Below are 16,876 nucleotides of genomic sequence, written 5' to 3' on the forward strand. Positions count from 1 at the left end.
CGTTAAGCGGGCGTTAGCGTGGCGAAGGTTTTTTTGCCATCCAAGGGCTTTCCATGAACAACGCTGCGCCTGCGCAGCTCACATTCCGCGCGGTGGTTCTTGCCATCGTGCTGGCTGTGGTGCTGTCTGCCGCCAATGCTTACCTGGGCCTGTTCGCAGGCTTGACCATCGCTACCGCCATTCCGGCCGCCGTCGTCTCGATGGGCGTGCTGCGTCTGCTCGGTGGCGGCACCATCCTTGAGAACAACATCGTCCAGACCGGTGCCTCGGCCGGCTCGTCGATTGCGGCTGGCGTGATCTTCACGATCCCGGCGCTGGTGATCATGGGGTACTGGCCGGACTTCAAGTACTGGTGGGTGCTGGGCATCGCCGGCCTCGGCGGCCTGCTGGGCGTCCTGTTCTCGGTGCCGCTGCGCCGTTCGATGATCGTCGAGGATCCGCTTCCCTTCCCGGAAGGCAAGGCGGCAGCGGAAGTGCTCAAGGCCGGTGAAAACCCGGGCCCGGGCATGAAGATCCTCGGTATCTCGGCTGCCATCGGCGGTCTGGTGAAGTTGGCCGCGGCCTCGGGCCTGCGCATCTTCCCGGATGCCTGGGCGCAGTCGGCCTATGTCGGCAGTTCCAAGATCACCGCCTTCATCGGCACCAATCTGTCGCCGGCACTGCTGGGCGTGGGTTACATCGTTGGCTTGAACGTCGGCATCGTAGTGGTGTCCGGCTCGATCCTGTCCTGGCACATCGCCATTCCGCTGTACCAGGCCTTCTTCCTGGGCGGTAACCCGGACCTGGCCGCATCGCTGGCCAATGCCGGCTCGGCCGAGGCAGCCTTCGCCATCTGGGGCTCGCAGATCCGTTACCTCGGCGTCGGCGCCATGCTGATCGGCGGCGTCTGGACGCTGTTCTCGCTGCGCAAGTCGCTGCTCAATGGCGTCAAGAGTGGTTTCGCCGCTGCCCGCAAGAGCAGTGGCCCGGCGCTGGCCGAGACCGAACGCGACCTGCCGATGAAGTGGATGCTGATCGCGCTGATCGCCTTCACCCTGCCGCTGCTGGGCCTGTACCAGGCCATCGTCGGCCAGTGGCACGTGTCGATCCCGATGACCATCATCATGATCGTCGCCGGCTTCCTGTTCGTGTCCGTGTCGGCCTACCTGGCTGGTCTGATTGGTTCCTCCAACAACCCGGTCTCGGGCATCACCATTTCCACCATCCTGTTCGCCTCGGTGGTGCTGGTGCTGCTGCTGGGCAAGGACGGCCTGATTCCGGTCGGCGTTGGCGGTGCTCCGCTGGGTGCGGTGGCCGCGATCATGATCGGCGCGGTGGTCTGCTGTGCGGCCGCCGTTGGCGGTGACAACCTGCAGGACCTCAAGGCCGGTTATCTGGTCGGCGCGACGCCGTGGAAGCAGCAGCTGATGCTGGGCATCGGCGCGTTCTCTTGCGCGCTGATCATGGCGCCGGTGCTGAACCTGCTGGCCCATGCCTACGGCATCGGCGCACCGACCGCAGAACATCCGAACTCGCTGGCGGCACCGCAGGCCAACCTGATGGCCTCGGTTGCGCGTGGCCTGTTCGGTGGTGAACTGCCGTGGGGCATGATCGCACTGGGCGCCGGCGTCGGCGCGGTGATCATCGCCATCGACGAGTGGCTGAAGAAGACCGGCAAGCGTTTCCGCGTGCCGGTGCTGGCTGCTGCCATCGGCATCTACCTGCCGCTGGAACTGATGGTGCCGATCTTCCTGGGCGGCCTGCTGGCCCACCTGGTCGAGCGCTTCCACAAGCTGCGTGCCGACGACGAAGAAGGCCGTGACCGCGTGCACCGTCCGGGCGTGCTGTTCGCTGCTGGCCTGATCACCGGTGAAGCCTTGATGGGTATCGCCATTGCGGTGCCGATCGTGGTCAGCGGCCAGGGCGACGTGCTGGCACTGCCGCTGGGCGGCTTTGCCGATACCTGGGCGAGCGTGTCGGCCTGGGTTGGCCTGTTCGTGCTGTTCCTGGTTGGCCTGCTGATGTACCGCATCGGCAAGAAGGGCGAGCCGGCGGCGAAGGCCTGAGGCGACTGACCTGGCTGTGACGTTGTCTCTTCTCCCGCTTGCGGGGGAAGGTGCCCCGAAGGGGCGGATGGGGGGAACTTTGGGTTTTGACTTGGCTGGGGGCTTGGACATTTAGAGCCAAAGCCAAAGCACCCCTCCCCAACCCACCCCTTGGCCTGCGGCCAAAGGGAGTGAGCTCAAGCCAAAGCGCTCAAGCCAAAGCGCCCTCACCCCAACCCCTCTCCCGCTTTGCAGGAGAGGGGCTTAGGCAAAAGCAGGGCCAGATCAAACACAAAGCCACCCTTGGGCGGCTTTGCTGTTTCCGGCGGTTGCTCTGGCATGACTTCAAGCCTTTGCAGTGGGGCGGGCTGGCCGCCTACCATCGGGGTTTGCCTTTGCCTGGGAGTTGCCCATGAAGCTTCGTCACGCCCTGTTGCCGCTGTGCCTGTTGGCCGCCTTGCCATCACTGGCCAGTGCGCGCGGTTTTGAAGTCCGCGACATGGTCAAGCTGGACCGTGCGTCCGCACCGCTGCTCAGCGCCAATGGTGCGCAGGTGGTGTTCGCCAAGCGCATCGTCGATGCCGACCTCAAGGCCAGCAGCAGCCTGTGGATCCGTGACCTGCGTACCCGCGACATGGCGCCGCCGAAGCAGCTGACCCCGGCTGGCTGGAACGTCAATTCGGCCTCGATCGAAGGCCAGAACGTGTACTTCCTCAGTGCCAAAAACGGCAGCCAGCAGCTGTACGTGATGCCGCTGGCTGGCGGCGAGCCGCGCCAGCTCACCGATTTCGCGCTGGACGTGGACAGCTACCGCATCTCGCCGCAGGGCGACCGCGTGCTGTTCAGCACCGGCGTGTTCCAGGACTGCGGCTCGGACCTGGCCTGCACCAGCAAGCGCCTTGAGAAGGAAAAGGCCGACAAGAGCAGCGGCCAGGTCTACGACAGCATGTTCGTGCGCCATTGGGATACCTGGGCTGACGGCCGTCGCAACACCTTGTTCGTTGCACCGCTGCCGGCTGCAGGCGCAGCTGCGGTGAAGGGCGCTTCCGCTATCAGCGCGACGCTGGCCGGCGATGCACCGTCCAAGCCGTTCGGCGGCAATGAAGACTTCGTCTGGTCGCCGGATGGCAAGACCGTGGTGGCCAGCATCCGCGTGCAGGGCAGCAAGGAGCCGTGGTCGACCAACTTCGACCTGTACAAGCTCGATGCTGCCGGCAAGCAGGCGCCGGTCAACCTGACCGCTGCCAACCCCGCCTGGGACGCCGGTCCGGTGTTCAGCGCCGACGGCAAGACCCTGTTCTACCGCGCGATGAAGCGCCCGGGCTTCGAGGCTGACCGCTTCGGTCTGATGGCGATGGACGTGGCCAGCGGCAAGGTCAATGAGATCGCCGCGCAGTGGGACCGTTCGGCTGATGGCATCACCTTGTCGGCCGATGGCCAGACCATCTACACCACCGCACAGGACATGGGCGAACACCCGCTGTTCGCGGTCAACATCGCCAATGGCGAGCCGACCAAGCTGGTGGGCGAGGGCAGCATCTCCTCCTTCGACATCGCCGGTGATGCGCTGGCCTTCACCCGCAACTCGCTGAAGAGCGGCGATCAGGTGTTCACCAGCAGCACCGCTGCCGGCGCACCGCAGCGCGCCATCACCCAGAGTGCCGGTGAAATGCTGGACGGGGTGAACTTCGGTGACTTCGAGCAGTTCTCGTTCAAGGGCTGGAACGACGAGACCGTGCACGGCTACGTGGTCAAGCCGCACAACTACCAGGAAGGCAAGAAGTACCCGGTTGCGTTCCTGATCCACGGCGGCCCGCAGGGCAGCTTCGGCAATGGCTGGAGCTATCGCTGGAACCCGCAGACCTATGCGGGCCAGGGCTACGCAGTGGTGATGATCGATTTCCACGGCTCCACCGGCTACGGTCAGGCCTTCACCGACGCGATCAGCCAGCATTGGGGCGATCGCCCGCTGGAAGACCTGCAGAAGGGCTGGGCCGCGGCGCAGCAGAAGTACAGCTTCCTCAACGGCGACAAGGCCTGTGCGCTGGGCGCCAGCTACGGCGGCTTCATGGTCAACTGGATCGCCGGCAACTGGAACGAGCCGTGGAAGTGCCTGGTGAACCACGACGGTGTGTTCGACCAGCGCGCCATGGGCTATGCCACCGAAGAACTGTGGTTCACCGAGTGGGAGCAGGGCGGTACCCCGTACGACGTGCCGCAGAACTACGAGAAGTTCAACCCGGTCAACCACGTCGGCAACTGGAAGAAGCCGATGCTGGTGGTGCAGGGCCAGCTGGATTACCGCATCCCGGTGGAGCAGGGCCTGGCCACGTTTACCGCGCTGCAGCGTCAGGGGATCGAGTCCAAGTTCCTGTACTTCCCGGACGAGAACCATTGGGTGCTGAAGCCGCATAACAGCGTGCAGTGGCATGACACGGTCAATGGCTGGTTGAAGCAGCACATCGGCGAATGATGTCGGGAGAAAGGCATGCCAACGCATGCCTTTCTTTTTCCAGGGGAGCTGAAAGCTGCCCTCATCCGCCCGTTGGGCACCTTCCCCCCACATGTGGGAGAAGGGAACGGTCAGCGGAAATTGTTGCCATCTTCATAGCCCCTCTCCCACCGGGAGAGGGGATGGGGTGAGGGCGATGGAGTCGCCAGATCCATACGTTCTGCACGAACCAAGCTTCCTCCATCAGGAAGTGGCGCAAGTGGCAGGTTGTTTCACGTGGGCAAGGGGGCTTGTCCGCATTCACTACACGCAAGGGGATAGACGATGATGGCAGCCGCAACAGGCGCACTCATCAGCAATGACATCATCGTGTTCGGCCTGATCGCCGCCACCTTGGGCGTTATTTTCTGGACATCGGGCAGCAGCAATCCGCTGCTTAAAAAGTTCTACAGCTTCGTGCCCGCGTTGCTGCTGTGCTACTTCATCCCCGGCGTATACAACACCGTCGGTCTGATTGATGGCGAAACCACCAAACTCTACAACCCGATTGCGCGCGATGTGTTCCTGCCCGCGGCGCTGGTGTTGCTGACCCTGTCCATCGACCTGAAAGGCATCCTCGGCCTGGGCTGGAAGATGCTGGCCATGTATGTGGCGGCGGTGCTGAGCATTATGTTGGGCGCGGTGGTTGCCTTCCAGATAATGGCCTGGCTGCATCCGGAAACCGTGGCCGGTGCAACCTGGGGCGGCATGGCTGCGCTGGCTGGCAGCTGGATTGGTGGCGGCGCCAACATGCTGGCGATGAAGGAGATTTTTGAAGTCGATGCCACCACCTTCGGTCAGTTCGCGGTGGTGGACGTTGGCGTCGGCTACGTGTGGATGGCGGTGCTGATCTTCTTCGCCTCACGCGCACCGGCCATGGACAAGCGCAGCGGCGCCGATACGCGCGCGCTGGATGATCTGCGTGATCGTGTTGCCAGCTATCAGGCGCAACATGCACGCATTCCCGCGCTGGGCGACCTGATGGTGATGGCCGGTGTGGCGTTCGGTGCTGTTGCACTTGCGCACGGCCTGGCCGCACCACTGGCCGATTGGTTTGCTGCGAACGTCAGCTGGTCCAGCTCGGTGAGCATGGACAAGCCGTTCGTGTGGGTGGTGATGCTGGCGACCTTCATCGGCCTGGGCCTGAGCTTTACCCGCGTGCGCGAGCTGGAAGGCGTAGGCGCGTCGAAGTGGGGCTCGATGTTCCTGTACTTCCTGATCGCCTGCATCGGCATGCAGATGGATCTGTTGGCGCTGCTGGAGAAGCCGTGGTTGTTTGCGCTGGGCGTGCTGTGGATCGGCGTGCACATCGTGCTGCTGTGGCTGGTCGGCAAGTTGCTGAAGGTGCCGTTCTTCTATTTCGCCATTGCATCGCAGAGCAATATCGGTGGCCCGGCCTCGGCGCCGGTATTGGCAACTGCCTTCCATCCGGCCTTGGCGCCGGTAGGTGTGTTGCTGGGTACCTTGGGTTATGCGGTGGGTACCGGTGCGGCCTATGTCGTGGGGATTACCTTGCGGGCGATGGCTGGGGCTGGGTGAAAAGCGGCGCGCTTTGCGCGCCTTCCCCTCTCCCCAACCCCCGCTCCGCGCCCCGGCCCCTGCGCTGGCGCAAGGGCGTTCAAGGAGCAGCGAACCTGTGGTTCGCAAGCTGCTCCTTTAACCCTGTAAAGGGAGAGGGGCTCAACGCACAGCAAGCACCAGCTACGTTTGCAATTGCAGCTTCAAAACCCCTCTCCCCTTGCGGGAGAGGGGTTGGGGAGAGGGAAAGCCCGCAGCGCTGCTTTAGCCAAACAAGACCAACATCCACCACCATGCTAGGCTCCACCCTCAACGCCACGTCACCAACGTGGCGTTTTTATTTCCCTTCGATCGACAGGAACAGGCCTTATGCCGACCGAACCCAATACTGCTCTCATCACCAATGACATCGTCGGCCTCGGCTTGATCGCTGCCACATTGGCCCTGATCTTCTGGCTGGCCAGCGGCCCAACCCCGTTCTGGAAAAAGATATTCACCTGGGTGCCAGCGCTGCTGCTGTGCTACTTCATCCCCGCCATCTACAACACCACTGGCCTGATCGATGGCCACGGCACCAAGCTCTACAACCCGATCGCGCGCGATGTGTTGCTGCCGGCCGCGCTGGTGTTGCTGACGTTGTCCATTGACTTGAAGGGCATCGCGAGGCTGGGCCCCAAGCTGCTGGTGATGTTCGTCACCGGCACCGTCGGCATCGTACTGGGCGCGGCGGTGTCGTTCCAGGTGATGAAGTTCATCCACCCGGAAACCGTCGCCGGTGATACCTGGGCCGGCATGGCCGCGTTGGCAGGCAGCTGGATCGGCGGCGGCGCCAACATGGCGGCCATGCGCGAGACCTTCAACGTCGATGCAACCACGTTTGGTCAGTTCGCCGTGGTGGACGTTGCCTGCGCCAGTCTGTGGATGGCGATGCTGCTGTGGATGGCGGGACGCTCCCAGATCATTGATGCAAAAAACGGTGCGGATACCTCGGCCATTGATGACATGAAGCAGCGCATTGCCGATTACGAGGCCAAGAGTGCACGTAATCCCAGCCTGACTGACTTGATGGTGATCGTCGGCGTTGGTCTGGGTATCGTTGGGCTTGCGCACGCATTGGCAACGCCATTGGCCAGCTGGTTTGGCGAGAACGTCAGCTGGGCCAGCAAGGCCTCGTTGAACTCTTCGTTTGTGTGGGTGGTGATGCTTTCCACCCTTGCCGGCCTGCTGCTGAGCTTTACCCGTGCGCGCAATCTGGAAGCAGCGGGGGCATCGAAGATCGGCACCTTGTTCCTGTACTTCCTGATTGCCTGCATCGGTATGCAGATGGATCTGCTGTCATTGGCTGATCGTCCGTGGCTGTTCCTGCTCGGCGTGATCTGGATGGGTGTGCATATCGGCCTGTTGTATGTGGTTGGGCGGATGCTGCGTACGCCGCTGTTCTTCTTTGCGATTGGTTCGCAGGGCAATATCGGTGCGGCGGCATCGGCACCGGTGGTGGCAGCGGCTTTCCATCCGACCTTGGCACCGGTGGGTGTGCTGTTGGGCACGGTTGGCTATGCCACCGGTACGGTGATCGCCTATATGACCGGCCTGATGTTGAAGTGGATGGCGGGTGCCTGAGGCAGCAGCGTGGTAGGAGCGGCGTGAGCCGCGAAGCCGGTGTTGCCGCAGATCACGCTGTCATTGCAATCCCATGATTTGTCGGTTTCGCGGCTTACGCCGCTCCTACAAATGGGGTTATCGGTAACGCCTCTGCCGAGCATGGCTCGGCACTACAGGTACAAAAAAGGCGGCGCCATTGGCGCCGCCTTTTTTCGTTGCTTGTCTCCGCTGCTTCAGCAGCAGCGGAAGCCGCTCCTGCCGCCGAAGCGGGCTTCCTGTCGTTCGCGGAAGAAGGTTTTGTAATCCATGACCTCACGGTCGGGATGCTTCTCGCGCATGTGCCGGACATAGTTGTCGTAGTCCGGCACGCCGCAGCAAAGCCGCGCGGTCTGTACCAGACGCCGCCAGGTGCGGCGGAACGTCTGGTACTGGCCGACGGGGACCAGCTCGGTGCCCATTACAGATCAACCTCGTGCGGCTTCAGTGCCACGTACGGGGTTTCCTTGTCGGTGCGAACCGGCGAGCGACGTGCAGCGGCGATGGTCTTGATCGAGTACACCAGCACCGCGAACACCACGAACAGGAACAGCGCAGTCAGGCCGGTATTGATGTAGTTGTTCACCATCACCTGGTGCATCTGGTCGAAGTTCTTCGACGGTGCCAGCAATTCGTTGGCGGCAATGGCATCACGGTACTTGTGTGCCTGGGCCAGGAAGCCCACTGCCGGAACGTCGGAGAAGATCTTGATGAAGCCGGCTGCGGTGGTGCAGATCAGCAACCAGATGGCCGGGACCAGTGGCACCCAGGCGTACTTGTCCTTCTTCATCTTGAACAGCACCACGGTGCACAGCAGCAGTGCAACACCGGCCAGCATCTGGTTGGCGATGCCGAACAGCGGCCACAGCATGTTGATGCCACCCAGCGGATCGGTCACACCCTGGTACAGGAAGTAACCCCACAGTGCGACGCAGCCACCGGTGGCGATGAAGCTGGCCACCCACGAGTCGGTGCGGCGCAGGGCTGGCACGAAGTTGCCGAGCAGGTCCTGCAGCATGAAGCGGCCCGAACGGGTGCCGGCATCGACGGCGGTCAGGATGAACAGGGCTTCGAACAGGATGGCGAAGTGGTACCAGAACGCCATCATGCCTTCGCCCGGCAACACTGCGTGCAGGATCTGGGCGATACCCACGGCCAGGGTCGGCGCGCCGCCGGCACGCGAGAGGATGGTGCTCTCACCGATCTCTGCCGCGGTTGCGGTGAGCTGGTCCGGGGTGATCGCAAAGCCCCAGTTGGTGACCACCTGTGCAGCGTGCACCACGTCGGTGCCGATGATCGCTGCGGGACTGTTCATGGCGAAGTAGATGCCCGGCTCGATGATCGAGGCGGCGACCATGGCCATGATTGCCACGAACGATTCCATCAGCATGCCGCCGTAACCGATGTAGGCAATGTGGCCTTCATTGGCCAGCAGCTTGGGCGTGGTGCCCGAGCTGATCAGCGCATGGAAGCCCGACACCGCGCCACAGGCAATGGTGATGAACAGGAACGGGAACATGCTGCCCTTCCACACCGGGCCAGTGCCGTCGGTGAACTGGGTCAGCGCCGGCATCTTCAGCTCCGGCATCACGATCAGGATGCCGATCGCCAAGCCGACAATCGTGCCGATCTTGAGGAAGGTGGACAGGTAATCGCGCGGGGCCAGCAGCAGCCATACCGGCAGCACCGCCGCGACAAAGCCGTAGCCGATCAGCATCCAGGTGATCTGGATGCCGGTGAAGGTGAACATCGGTCCCAGCACCGGATCAGCGGCAACCTTGCCGCCGTACCAGATCGCTGCGATCAGCAGGAACAGGCCTGCGATCGAGATCTCGCCGATCTTGCCAGGGCGGATGTAGCGCATGTACACGCCCATGAACATGGCGATGGGCATTGTGGCTATCACCGTGAACATGCCCCAGGGGCTGCCCTCGAGTGCTTTCACCACGATCATCGCCAGCACCGCGAGGATGATGATCATGATCATGAAGACGCCGAACAGCGCGATGGTGCCGGGCACCTGGCCCATTTCCTCGCGCACCAGATCGCCCAGCGAGCGGCCATTGCGGCGGCTGGAGATGAACAGGATCATGAAATCCTGCACCGCACCGGCAAGCACAACACCGGCAATCAGCCAGAGCGTGCCGGGCAGGTAGCCCATCTGTGCGGCGAGTACCGGACCAACCAACGGGCCGGCGCCGGCAATGGCAGCGAAGTGGTGGCCGAACAACACGTGCTTGTTGGTGGGCACGTAGTCCAGGCCATCGTTGTTGATGATCGCTGGCGTGGCGCGGGTGGGATCAACCCCCAGTACCTTGTTGGCGATGAACAGGCCGTAGTAGCGGAACGCGACCAGGTACAGCGATACCGCTGCCACCACGATCCAGAGGGCATTGATGTGTTCGCCGCGGCGTAGCGCCACGACGCCTAGACAGAACGCGCCTATCAGGGACAGCAGCGCCCATCCGGCTTTGGAAAAACCTTTCATCGAGTCGCCTCGCAGGGGAATGCCTGCAAGGGTCTACCCATGCAGGTCGGGGGTCAATGTGCATGGCAGCTGAATTGGATGCGACTTTGGTCTTAGGTCCACGTCCTATTGAACATGACTGCGGGGCAGCGCTGTGCAGTGGCGGTAGGCTGGCTGGAACAAATGGTTGCAGCCGTGGCGATTGGTTTGGTGGTCGACGCAGGCCATTGTCTGCTGCAGGTTCAAGGAGATCTCTCATGACTAGCCAAGATTCCGCCCGGGTGCTGCGCAGCATCCGCGGCATGCCCACCTCCGATGGCGCCGGTGTGCGCCTGACACGGGTCATTGGCACGCCGTCGTTGCCGGAGCTGGACCCGTTCCTGATGCTGGATGAGTTCGGCACCGACCGGGCCGAGGATTACCTCGCCGGTTTTCCCGATCATCCGCACCGGGGTTTCGAGACGGTGACCTATATGCTCGACGGACGCATGCGTCACAAGGACAACCACGGCAACGAAGGTTTGCTTACCCCCGGCAGCGTTCAGTGGATGACCGCTGGCCGCGGCCTGGTGCATTCGGAGATGCCCGAGCAGGAGTCCGGCCGCATGCGTGGCTTTCAGCTGTGGGTGAACCTGCCGGCCCGCGACAAGATGAGCGCGCCGCGCTATCAGGAGTTCGCGCCAGAGCGCATTCCGCAACTGGCACCGGCTGAAGGCGTCAGCGTGAAAGTAATCGCCGGTACCGTTGGTTCGGTGACCGGCCCGATCCAGCAACCAGCCACCGATCCTGTTTATCTGGATATCGAACTGGGCGCGGGCACCGCCTGGAGTTACCGCTTGCCTGAAGGCCACAACGCCTTTGCCTATGTGTTCGAGGGCGATGCGTCGCTGGGCGAGGGTGGGGATGCACGCGCGGTTGAGCTGCAACAGCTAGCGGTGCTGGGCGGCGGCAGCACGCTGCATATGCGTGCCGGTGCCCAGGGTGCGCGTTTGATAGTGGTGGCCGGGCGCCCGCTGCGCGAGCCGGTGGCGCGGCATGGGCCGTTCGTGATGAACACCCGCGAGGAGTTGATGCAGGCCTTCGTCGACTATCAGGAAGGGCGCTTCTGAACGATGGCCGGTCCCGTGCGCAATGCAACGGGACCGGCATCAATTGCCGTGCAACAACAGACCGGAATCAATCGATTCTCAGTTGCTACCGGCCAATGCAGACGGATTGAGATTCAAGGTCTGGGTCAGGCTTTGCAGGGTGCCCAGCTCGGTGCTGTCGGCGGCATCGATCCAGATCTGCGCATAGCGATTCTTGTCCAGCTTGACCACGCTGATGCGGCGCGACTCCAGGCCCGGCAGGTCACGGCCGCCCATGTCCAGTTTGTACCAATGCATCTCGGTGCCACCGAACGCGCCCTTTTCCGCGCGCAAGGGGCGGTTCAAGGACAGGCCCGGATCACGCCCGCTCAACATCACGTTGAGGACCGCGCGGCCGTCTTCGGTGGTGGCTTTGCAGACGATGAAATCGCTTTGGGTCTGTTGCTCCCAATGCAGGCCGCTACCGGCTGGCAGCGATGGGCATTGCACGGCCTGCTGGGCGGAAGCGTTGGTGCTGGCTGCGAGCGCCAGTGCGGCAGAAAAAATAAGAACAGTCTTCACTTCGCATTCCCCCATGGAACATCGGCCTGACGGCGCGACGAAAATCGTGTGGATGGTTCTGAAGGCGGTACTGGCTGGTGGGCGGTATCCCTCCCTGTGTACGTGCATCCCCATGCGCGCCAGCCAAGTTGCGACGGTATTACAAAAACCCCGTCACTTGCAAAGTGTCATTGCAGCCAACGAAAACGGCCCCGCAAGGGGGCCGTTCTGATCAACTGGTAACAATTGAAACCAGTGCTGCGACTTACTTGTCGCTGCCAATCCACTTGTAAGCCAGGCCGCCGATGGCCGCACCCAGGATCGGTGCCACCCAGAACAGCCACAGCTGGCTGATCGCACCGGAGCCGGCAAACAGGGCTACTGCGGTGGAACGGGCCGGGTTTACCGAAGTGTTGGTGACCGGGATGCTGATCAGGTGGATCAGGGTCAACGCCAGGCCAATGGCAATCGGCGCAAAGCCGGCCGGGGCACGGCCATGGGTAGCGCCCATGATCACGATCAGGAACACCGCGGTCAGCACCACTTCGCACAGGAAGGCAGCAGCGACGGTGTAGCCACCCGGCGACAGCGCGCCGTAGCCATTGCTGGCGAAGGCACCGGCCTGGCTGCCATCGATCAGGAAGCTGGCATTGCCCTTGGCGATCTGCAGCAGGAAGAAAGCAGCGACGATGCCGCCCAGTACCTGGGCGACGATATAGGGCAGCAGGTCCTTGGCCGGGAAGCGTCCGCCGGCCCACAGGCCGATGCTCACTGCCGGGTTGAAGTGCGCGCCGGAGATATGGCCGAACGCATAGGCGCCGGTCAGTACGGTCAGGCCGAAGGCCAGGGCAACACCGACAAAGCCAATACCCAGCGGATTGGCGTCACCGCCGAACTTTGCTGCCAAGACCGCGCTGCCACAGCCGCCCAAGACCAACCAGAAGGTGCCGAGAAACTCGGCAGCCAAACGCTTTCCCATGCTCATTGTGTCGTTCCCTATGTTTTCCCCGGTACGGGTGTGGGGAAAATAACGGAGAAGAGGGTGAAGTGAGTAACAAATTCGCTAACTATTTCGCCCGCGCAACTGTAGTGCTTTTGGTCTATGCGCGATTTGCGGGTTGCCAGCTACAGCAAGGCGGGGGCGGCCATGGGAGTTCCGCCCGTGCTGTGACGAGGAAAGTGGGCTCAGCGGGGTAGGGGGATGAATTCCTTGTCATCGCCGGGAATCGTGCCGAAGCGACCATTCTGCCAATCGTCCTTGGCTTGTTCGATGCGCTCCTTGGAACTGGAGACGAAGTTCCACCACAGGTGGCGCGGGCCATCCAGCGGTTCGCCGCCCATCAGCATGGCCTTGACGGGGGTCTTGGCGCGCAGACGGCTGTGTGCGCCGGGCTCGGGAATGATCAGGTGCTGGGTAGGTACGTCCACTCCATCCAACTGGGCGTCGCCCTCAAGGATGTAGAGCGCGCGCTCGACGTGGGAGTTGTCGAGGTCGATCTCGGCGCCAGGCTCAAGGTCGATGGCGACGTTCAATGTATCGGCAAACACCTTGACCGGCGACTCCTCGCCATATGCGCGGCCGGCGATCACCCGCAGCCAGGCACCGTCGCGGTGCTGCTGTGGCAATTGGTCCGCAGAGAAGTGGAAGAAGCCGGGGTCGGTTTCCTCATGGGTCTTGGGCAGCGCCACCCAGGTCTGCATGCCATGCAGGGCTTGGCTGTGTTCGCGCGCCTCGCTGGGGCTGCGTTCGGAGTGGGCGATGCCACGGCCAGCGGTCATCCAGTTGACGTCACCGGGGCGGATGACCTGCTCCGAGCCCAGGGTGTCGCGGTGACCGATCTGGCCAGCCCACAGGAAGGTGACCGTGGCCAGGCCTATATGCGGATGCGGGCGTACGTCGATGCCCTGGCCGGGGCTGAAGATGGCCGGGCCCATGTGATCCACGAACACGAACGAACCCACGGTCCGCGCCTGCAGGGTGGGAACGGCGCGGCGGACCTGGAAGCCGCCAAGGTCGTGGACGCGCGGGCTGATGATGGTGGTCATGGCTGGCTGCTCCGGGGTGTTTGAATGTGGGGGCAGGATGGCATGGCGCGGGCGAAGAAAGGGTTGTCGTGCGGGGAATGGATTGTTGTTTTGGTGGGGACGGTGGGAAAGCTGGAAGCGAGAAGCGTTACCCCGGGAGGGGGCCAAAGCCGGGGTTGCGCGCAGGGCTGCCGCTTCGCTCCCTCCCTTTGCCAAAGGCAAGGGGAGGGCTGGGGAGGGGGAAGCTCTTGCTCCTGCTCATCCACCAAACAAACACAACCAGTCTCCCCTGCAACTACATGGCTTCCATACTCAAGCCCCAGACAAAGAACGGATGCCGGCATGAAGGGCTACAATCGCGGCCTTACTTCCCCATCCGGAGACCTCCGCAGTGACCCGCAAACTCGTGCTGTTGCGCCATGGCCAGAGCCAGTGGAACCTCGACAACCGCTTCACCGGCTGGGTGGACGTGGACCTCACCGAGCAGGGCCGCCAGGAGGCTGCAACCGCCGGCCGGCTGATGAAGGAAGAGGGCCTGCAGTTCGACGTGGCCCACACCTCGGTGCTCAAGCGCGCCATTCATACCCTGCAGGGTGCACTGGCCGAACTGGGCCAGGATTGGCTGCCGGTCAACAAGTCCTGGCGTTTGAACGAGCGTCACTACGGTGGCCTGCAGGGCCTGGACAAGGCCGAGACCGCCGCCAAGCACGGCGAGGAGCAGGTCAAGGTGTGGCGTCGTTCCTACGACATCCCGCCGCCGCCGATGGAACTGGCCGATCCGGGCCACCCGATCCACGACCGCCGTTACGCTGGCCTGGACCGCAATGCGCTGCCGGCCACCGAGTCGCTGGCGACCACGCTGGATCGTGTGTTGCCGTATTGGCACGACGCCATCGCCCCGCAGCTGAAGGAAGGCAAGACCGTGCTGGTCACCGCCCACGGCAACTCGCTGCGTGCGCTGTACAAGTACCTCAACAACGTGAGCAAGGAAGCCATCCTTGAGCTCAACATCCCGACTGGCATCCCGCTGCTGTTCGAATTGAACGACGACCTCACCGTCAAGTCGTTCCGTTACCTGGGCGACCCGGAAGCAGCCAAGAAGGCCGCCGAAGCTGTAGCCAACCAGGGCAAGGCCAAATAGGAGATAAGCCGGAAGCCGCGCCAGCACTGGTGTAGCTCGCTTCAGCAGTGAATTTCCCGAAATCCGATGCCAGCGCGCTGGCATCGGATTTTTTTGTTTTTGTAGGAGCGGCGTAAGCCGCGAAGCTGACATTGCTGAAGGCCTTGGGGCAGCTGCCATCTGATGATGTCTCTGCTTCGCGGCTTACGCCGCTCCTACAGAAGATCAGTCTGCGTGCAGTCAACATTCCTCGGCTGCACAGCGCTTGCCCAAGCAAGGAAACATCAATCAGCGTGATGCTCGGTACCTGGTGAAGCAGGGCGGGTCATCGATGGCACGCCGGGTCAGCTTGGCATACCCGGTTGTCGCGTTCGGCAGCCTGTTTGCCCAGGCTGAGCCCGACGACCAGCTGGAACATGACGGCCACCAGGACCAGGCTGGCAATCCACAGGCCGATCTTCATCCGGTCAGCGGGACTGAGGGCTGCGGTGCTGGGGGCCGGGCTGGCGATGGATTGGCCAGTCTCGAGAAGATCCTCCGCCGTAACCTCCAGCGCCGCCGCAACCGCCATCCGCGATTCAAGCGAAGCATTGCCTTCGGTTTCCAGCCGTTGCACCGTGCGCGGGCTCAAACCGCAGATGCTGGCCAGATGTTCCTGCGACCAGCCGCGGGCTTCGCGCAGTTGCCTGATCCGCCTTCCGTCGATCTTCACCGTTTCATCTTCCATGCTGCACTCCTGCCGATGTTAGCTGAGCTGCCAGGTTGCCGGGCAACTGCGTTCGACAACACGACAGTAAGTCGACACCGGTGTGTCGCCCTAAAGGAATCAAAGACTTGCGTGCTTCCAAGGTGGCGGCTGAGCTACCCCGCAGTACGCATGCAGTTGGGATAGCCAGTCTTCTGATTTGGGGGCTGTGCCATGCCATCATCGGGAACTGATCACGATCGCTGGAGTGTCTGCTTGAGCAAATGGATGATATCGGTAGTGGCAATGATGGCGTTGAGCGCCTGCAGTGGTGCTCCAGAGGCGGCGCCCAAAGCCTCAGCGCAAACGGCAGCTGCACAGCCTGCAGTGGCAACCGTGCAACGTGGCGAAGGCAGCCCCTATGAAGTGCTTGGCAGCGAAGTCTGGGACGTGCCTGATCCAGTCAGTGGCCGCAACTACCAGGTATTCGTGGCCTTGCCAGCGGGCTACGCGGAAAACCCGGACAAGCGCTACCCGGTGCTGTACGTCACCGACGCCGACTATGCCTTCCCGCTGGTCTGGCAGATGGCGCGCCGATTGAATGTCGAAGGCCGCAAGATCGAGGACTTCATTCTGGTCGGTCTGTCCTATGCCAAGGGCGAGGGCGGCATGCAGAGCCGCCGGCGCGACTACACGCCCACCACCAATGGCCCGAGCAGCTCGCCGGCCGATGCCGTGCACGGTGGTGCAGGCGACTACATCAGCTATCTGGAAACGCAGGTACTGCCATTCGTGGCCAAGCGCTACCGCAGTGACGAGGGCCGGCGCATGTTCCTTGGCCATTCCTACGGTGCCTTGCTGGGTACGCAGGTATTGCTGGAACGCCCGCAGCTGTTCAGCGGTTACATCCTCGGCAGCCCGTCGTACTGGTTCGACAAGCACGAGATGGAGCGTCGCCTGGCTGCGGCAGGCAAGCCGGCTGAGCTGCCCGTGCGCGCCTATATGTACGTGGGCGAGTACGAATCGGTGCAGCACGGGGGCGATGCCGACATGGTGATCGATGCGCAGCGCATGATCGGTCTGCTGGGTGCCCGGGGGGGCCAGGCACTGGAGTTGAAGCTGGACGTGCTCAATGACGAGGACCATCTCAGCGTTGCACCGCGCGGCTTCATGCATGGCTTGAAGTACCTGCTGGCCGCGCCGAAGGGCTGAGTCAGTCAATCGACTGGGTTGGGCCCGGCACGCACAGCGTCCGGGCCCGGCTTGCGGTACCACGACCA

At 62.9% G+C, this 16,876-nt stretch carries 13 protein-coding genes; 7 read left to right on the forward strand and 6 right to left on the reverse strand.

What is annotated here, in order from left to right; translation table 11 throughout:
* Positions 1 to 53: 53 nt before the first annotated feature.
* The 4 genes from ACVOLS_RS03415 to ACVOLS_RS03430 all read left to right on the forward strand — a co-directional run bounded on the left by ACVOLS_RS03415 (position 54) and on the right by ACVOLS_RS03430 (position 7,653).
* Positions 54 to 2,045 carry an OPT family oligopeptide transporter gene (locus tag ACVOLS_RS03415; protein ID WP_481544490.1) on the forward strand — a complete coding sequence of 664 codons (1,992 nt, stop codon included), beginning with the start codon at positions 54 to 56 and terminating at the stop codon, positions 2,043 to 2,045.
* A gap of 391 nt (positions 2,046 to 2,436) precedes the next feature.
* Entirely contained in the window at positions 2,437 to 4,497 is a 2,061-nt protein-coding gene (locus tag ACVOLS_RS03420) for a S9 family peptidase (protein WP_481544491.1), read from the forward strand.
* 306 nt (positions 4,498 to 4,803) lie between these two features.
* On the forward strand, positions 4,804 to 6,054 hold the full coding sequence (locus ACVOLS_RS03425) for a DUF819 family protein (protein WP_481544492.1): 1,251 nt from the start codon (positions 4,804 to 4,806) through the stop codon (positions 6,052 to 6,054).
* 348 nt (positions 6,055 to 6,402) lie between these two features.
* Complete coding sequence (locus ACVOLS_RS03430; protein ID WP_481544493.1) at positions 6,403 to 7,653, forward strand: DUF819 family protein; 1,251 nt, start codon at positions 6,403 to 6,405, stop codon at positions 7,651 to 7,653.
* A 215-nt stretch (positions 7,654 to 7,868) separates the two neighbouring features.
* On the opposite strand, the gene ACVOLS_RS03435 is transcribed toward ACVOLS_RS03430, so the two are convergent.
* Complete coding sequence (locus ACVOLS_RS03435; RefSeq protein ID WP_057626620.1) at positions 7,869 to 8,093, reverse strand: YbdD/YjiX family protein; 225 nt, start codon at positions 8,091 to 8,093, stop codon at positions 7,869 to 7,871.
* Positions 8,093 to 10,159, reverse strand: coding sequence for a carbon starvation CstA family protein (locus ACVOLS_RS03440; RefSeq protein WP_481544494.1), 2,067 nt, complete (start codon positions 10,157 to 10,159; stop codon positions 8,093 to 8,095). Before ACVOLS_RS03440 ends, ACVOLS_RS03435 begins: the two co-directional genes overlap by 1 nt.
* Before the next feature lie 236 nt (positions 10,160 to 10,395).
* On the opposite strand from ACVOLS_RS03440, the gene ACVOLS_RS03445 reads away from it, so the two are divergent.
* Positions 10,396 to 11,247 (forward strand): pirin family protein, encoded by an 852-nt coding sequence (locus ACVOLS_RS03445; RefSeq protein WP_481544495.1) that lies wholly within the window; start codon positions 10,396 to 10,398, stop codon positions 11,245 to 11,247.
* Positions 11,248 to 11,325: 78 nt separating this feature from the next.
* Here the strand turns inward: ACVOLS_RS03445 and ACVOLS_RS03450 are convergent, their stop codons facing one another.
* The 3 genes from ACVOLS_RS03450 to ACVOLS_RS03460 all read right to left on the reverse strand — a co-directional run bounded on the left by ACVOLS_RS03450 (position 11,326) and on the right by ACVOLS_RS03460 (position 13,812).
* Positions 11,326 to 11,802 carry a hypothetical protein gene (locus ACVOLS_RS03450; protein ID WP_481544496.1) on the reverse strand — a complete coding sequence of 159 codons (477 nt, stop codon included), beginning with the start codon at positions 11,800 to 11,802 and terminating at the stop codon, positions 11,326 to 11,328.
* Between the two features lie 229 nt (positions 11,803 to 12,031).
* Positions 12,032 to 12,751, reverse strand: coding sequence for an aquaporin Z (aqpZ, locus tag ACVOLS_RS03455; RefSeq protein WP_481544497.1), 720 nt, complete (start codon positions 12,749 to 12,751; stop codon positions 12,032 to 12,034).
* Positions 12,752 to 12,951: 200 nt separating this feature from the next.
* Positions 12,952 to 13,812 carry a pirin family protein gene (locus tag ACVOLS_RS03460; RefSeq protein ID WP_481544498.1) on the reverse strand — a complete coding sequence of 287 codons (861 nt, stop codon included), beginning with the start codon at positions 13,810 to 13,812 and terminating at the stop codon, positions 12,952 to 12,954.
* Positions 13,813 to 14,182: 370 nt separating this feature from the next.
* Between ACVOLS_RS03460 and gpmA the strand changes: the two genes are divergently transcribed.
* Positions 14,183 to 14,932 carry a 2,3-diphosphoglycerate-dependent phosphoglycerate mutase gene (gene gpmA / locus ACVOLS_RS03465; protein ID WP_481544499.1) on the forward strand — a complete coding sequence of 250 codons (750 nt, stop codon included), beginning with the start codon at positions 14,183 to 14,185 and terminating at the stop codon, positions 14,930 to 14,932.
* Positions 14,933 to 15,236: 304 nt separating this feature from the next.
* On the opposite strand, the gene ACVOLS_RS03470 is transcribed toward gpmA, so the two are convergent.
* Positions 15,237 to 15,638, reverse strand: a complete 402-nt coding sequence (locus tag ACVOLS_RS03470) for a helix-turn-helix domain-containing protein (protein ID WP_481544500.1) — start codon at positions 15,636 to 15,638, stop codon at positions 15,237 to 15,239.
* A 264-nt stretch (positions 15,639 to 15,902) separates the two neighbouring features.
* Between ACVOLS_RS03470 and ACVOLS_RS03475 the strand changes: the two genes are divergently transcribed.
* Positions 15,903 to 16,808 carry an alpha/beta hydrolase gene (locus ACVOLS_RS03475; protein ID WP_481544529.1) on the forward strand — a complete coding sequence of 302 codons (906 nt, stop codon included), beginning with the start codon at positions 15,903 to 15,905 and terminating at the stop codon, positions 16,806 to 16,808.
* Positions 16,809 to 16,876 lie beyond the last annotated feature (68 nt).

This window comes from Stenotrophomonas sp. STEN038 (assembly GCF_056759895.1).

What these genes read in the sequence shown, in the direction of transcription:
- ACVOLS_RS03415 (WP_481544490.1), top strand. Translation starts at nt 54, where the DNA reads ATGAACAACGCTGCGCCTGCGCAGCTCACATTCCGCGCGGTGGTTCTT.
- ACVOLS_RS03420 (WP_481544491.1), top strand. Translation starts at nt 2,437, where the DNA reads ATGAAGCTTCGTCACGCCCTGTTGCCGCTGTGCCTGTTGGCCGCCTTG.
- ACVOLS_RS03425 (WP_481544492.1), top strand. Translation starts at nt 4,804, where the DNA reads ATGGCAGCCGCAACAGGCGCACTCATCAGCAATGACATCATCGTGTTC.
- ACVOLS_RS03430 (WP_481544493.1), top strand. Translation starts at nt 6,403, where the DNA reads ATGCCGACCGAACCCAATACTGCTCTCATCACCAATGACATCGTCGGC.
- ACVOLS_RS03435 (WP_057626620.1), bottom strand. Translation starts at nt 8,093, where the DNA reads ATGGGCACCGAGCTGGTCCCCGTCGGCCAGTACCAGACGTTCCGCCGC.
- ACVOLS_RS03440 (WP_481544494.1), bottom strand. Translation starts at nt 10,159, where the DNA reads ATGAAAGGTTTTTCCAAAGCCGGATGGGCGCTGCTGTCCCTGATAGGC.
- ACVOLS_RS03445 (WP_481544495.1), top strand. Translation starts at nt 10,396, where the DNA reads ATGACTAGCCAAGATTCCGCCCGGGTGCTGCGCAGCATCCGCGGCATG.
- ACVOLS_RS03450 (WP_481544496.1), bottom strand. Translation starts at nt 11,802, where the DNA reads ATGGGGGAATGCGAAGTGAAGACTGTTCTTATTTTTTCTGCCGCACTG.
- aqpZ (WP_481544497.1), bottom strand. Translation starts at nt 12,751, where the DNA reads ATGAGCATGGGAAAGCGTTTGGCTGCCGAGTTTCTCGGCACCTTCTGG.
- ACVOLS_RS03460 (WP_481544498.1), bottom strand. Translation starts at nt 13,812, where the DNA reads ATGACCACCATCATCAGCCCGCGCGTCCACGACCTTGGCGGCTTCCAG.
- ACVOLS_RS03470 (WP_481544500.1), bottom strand. Translation starts at nt 15,638, where the DNA reads ATGGAAGATGAAACGGTGAAGATCGACGGAAGGCGGATCAGGCAACTG.
- ACVOLS_RS03475 (WP_481544529.1), top strand. Translation starts at nt 15,903, where the DNA reads ATGATGGCGTTGAGCGCCTGCAGTGGTGCTCCAGAGGCGGCGCCCAAA.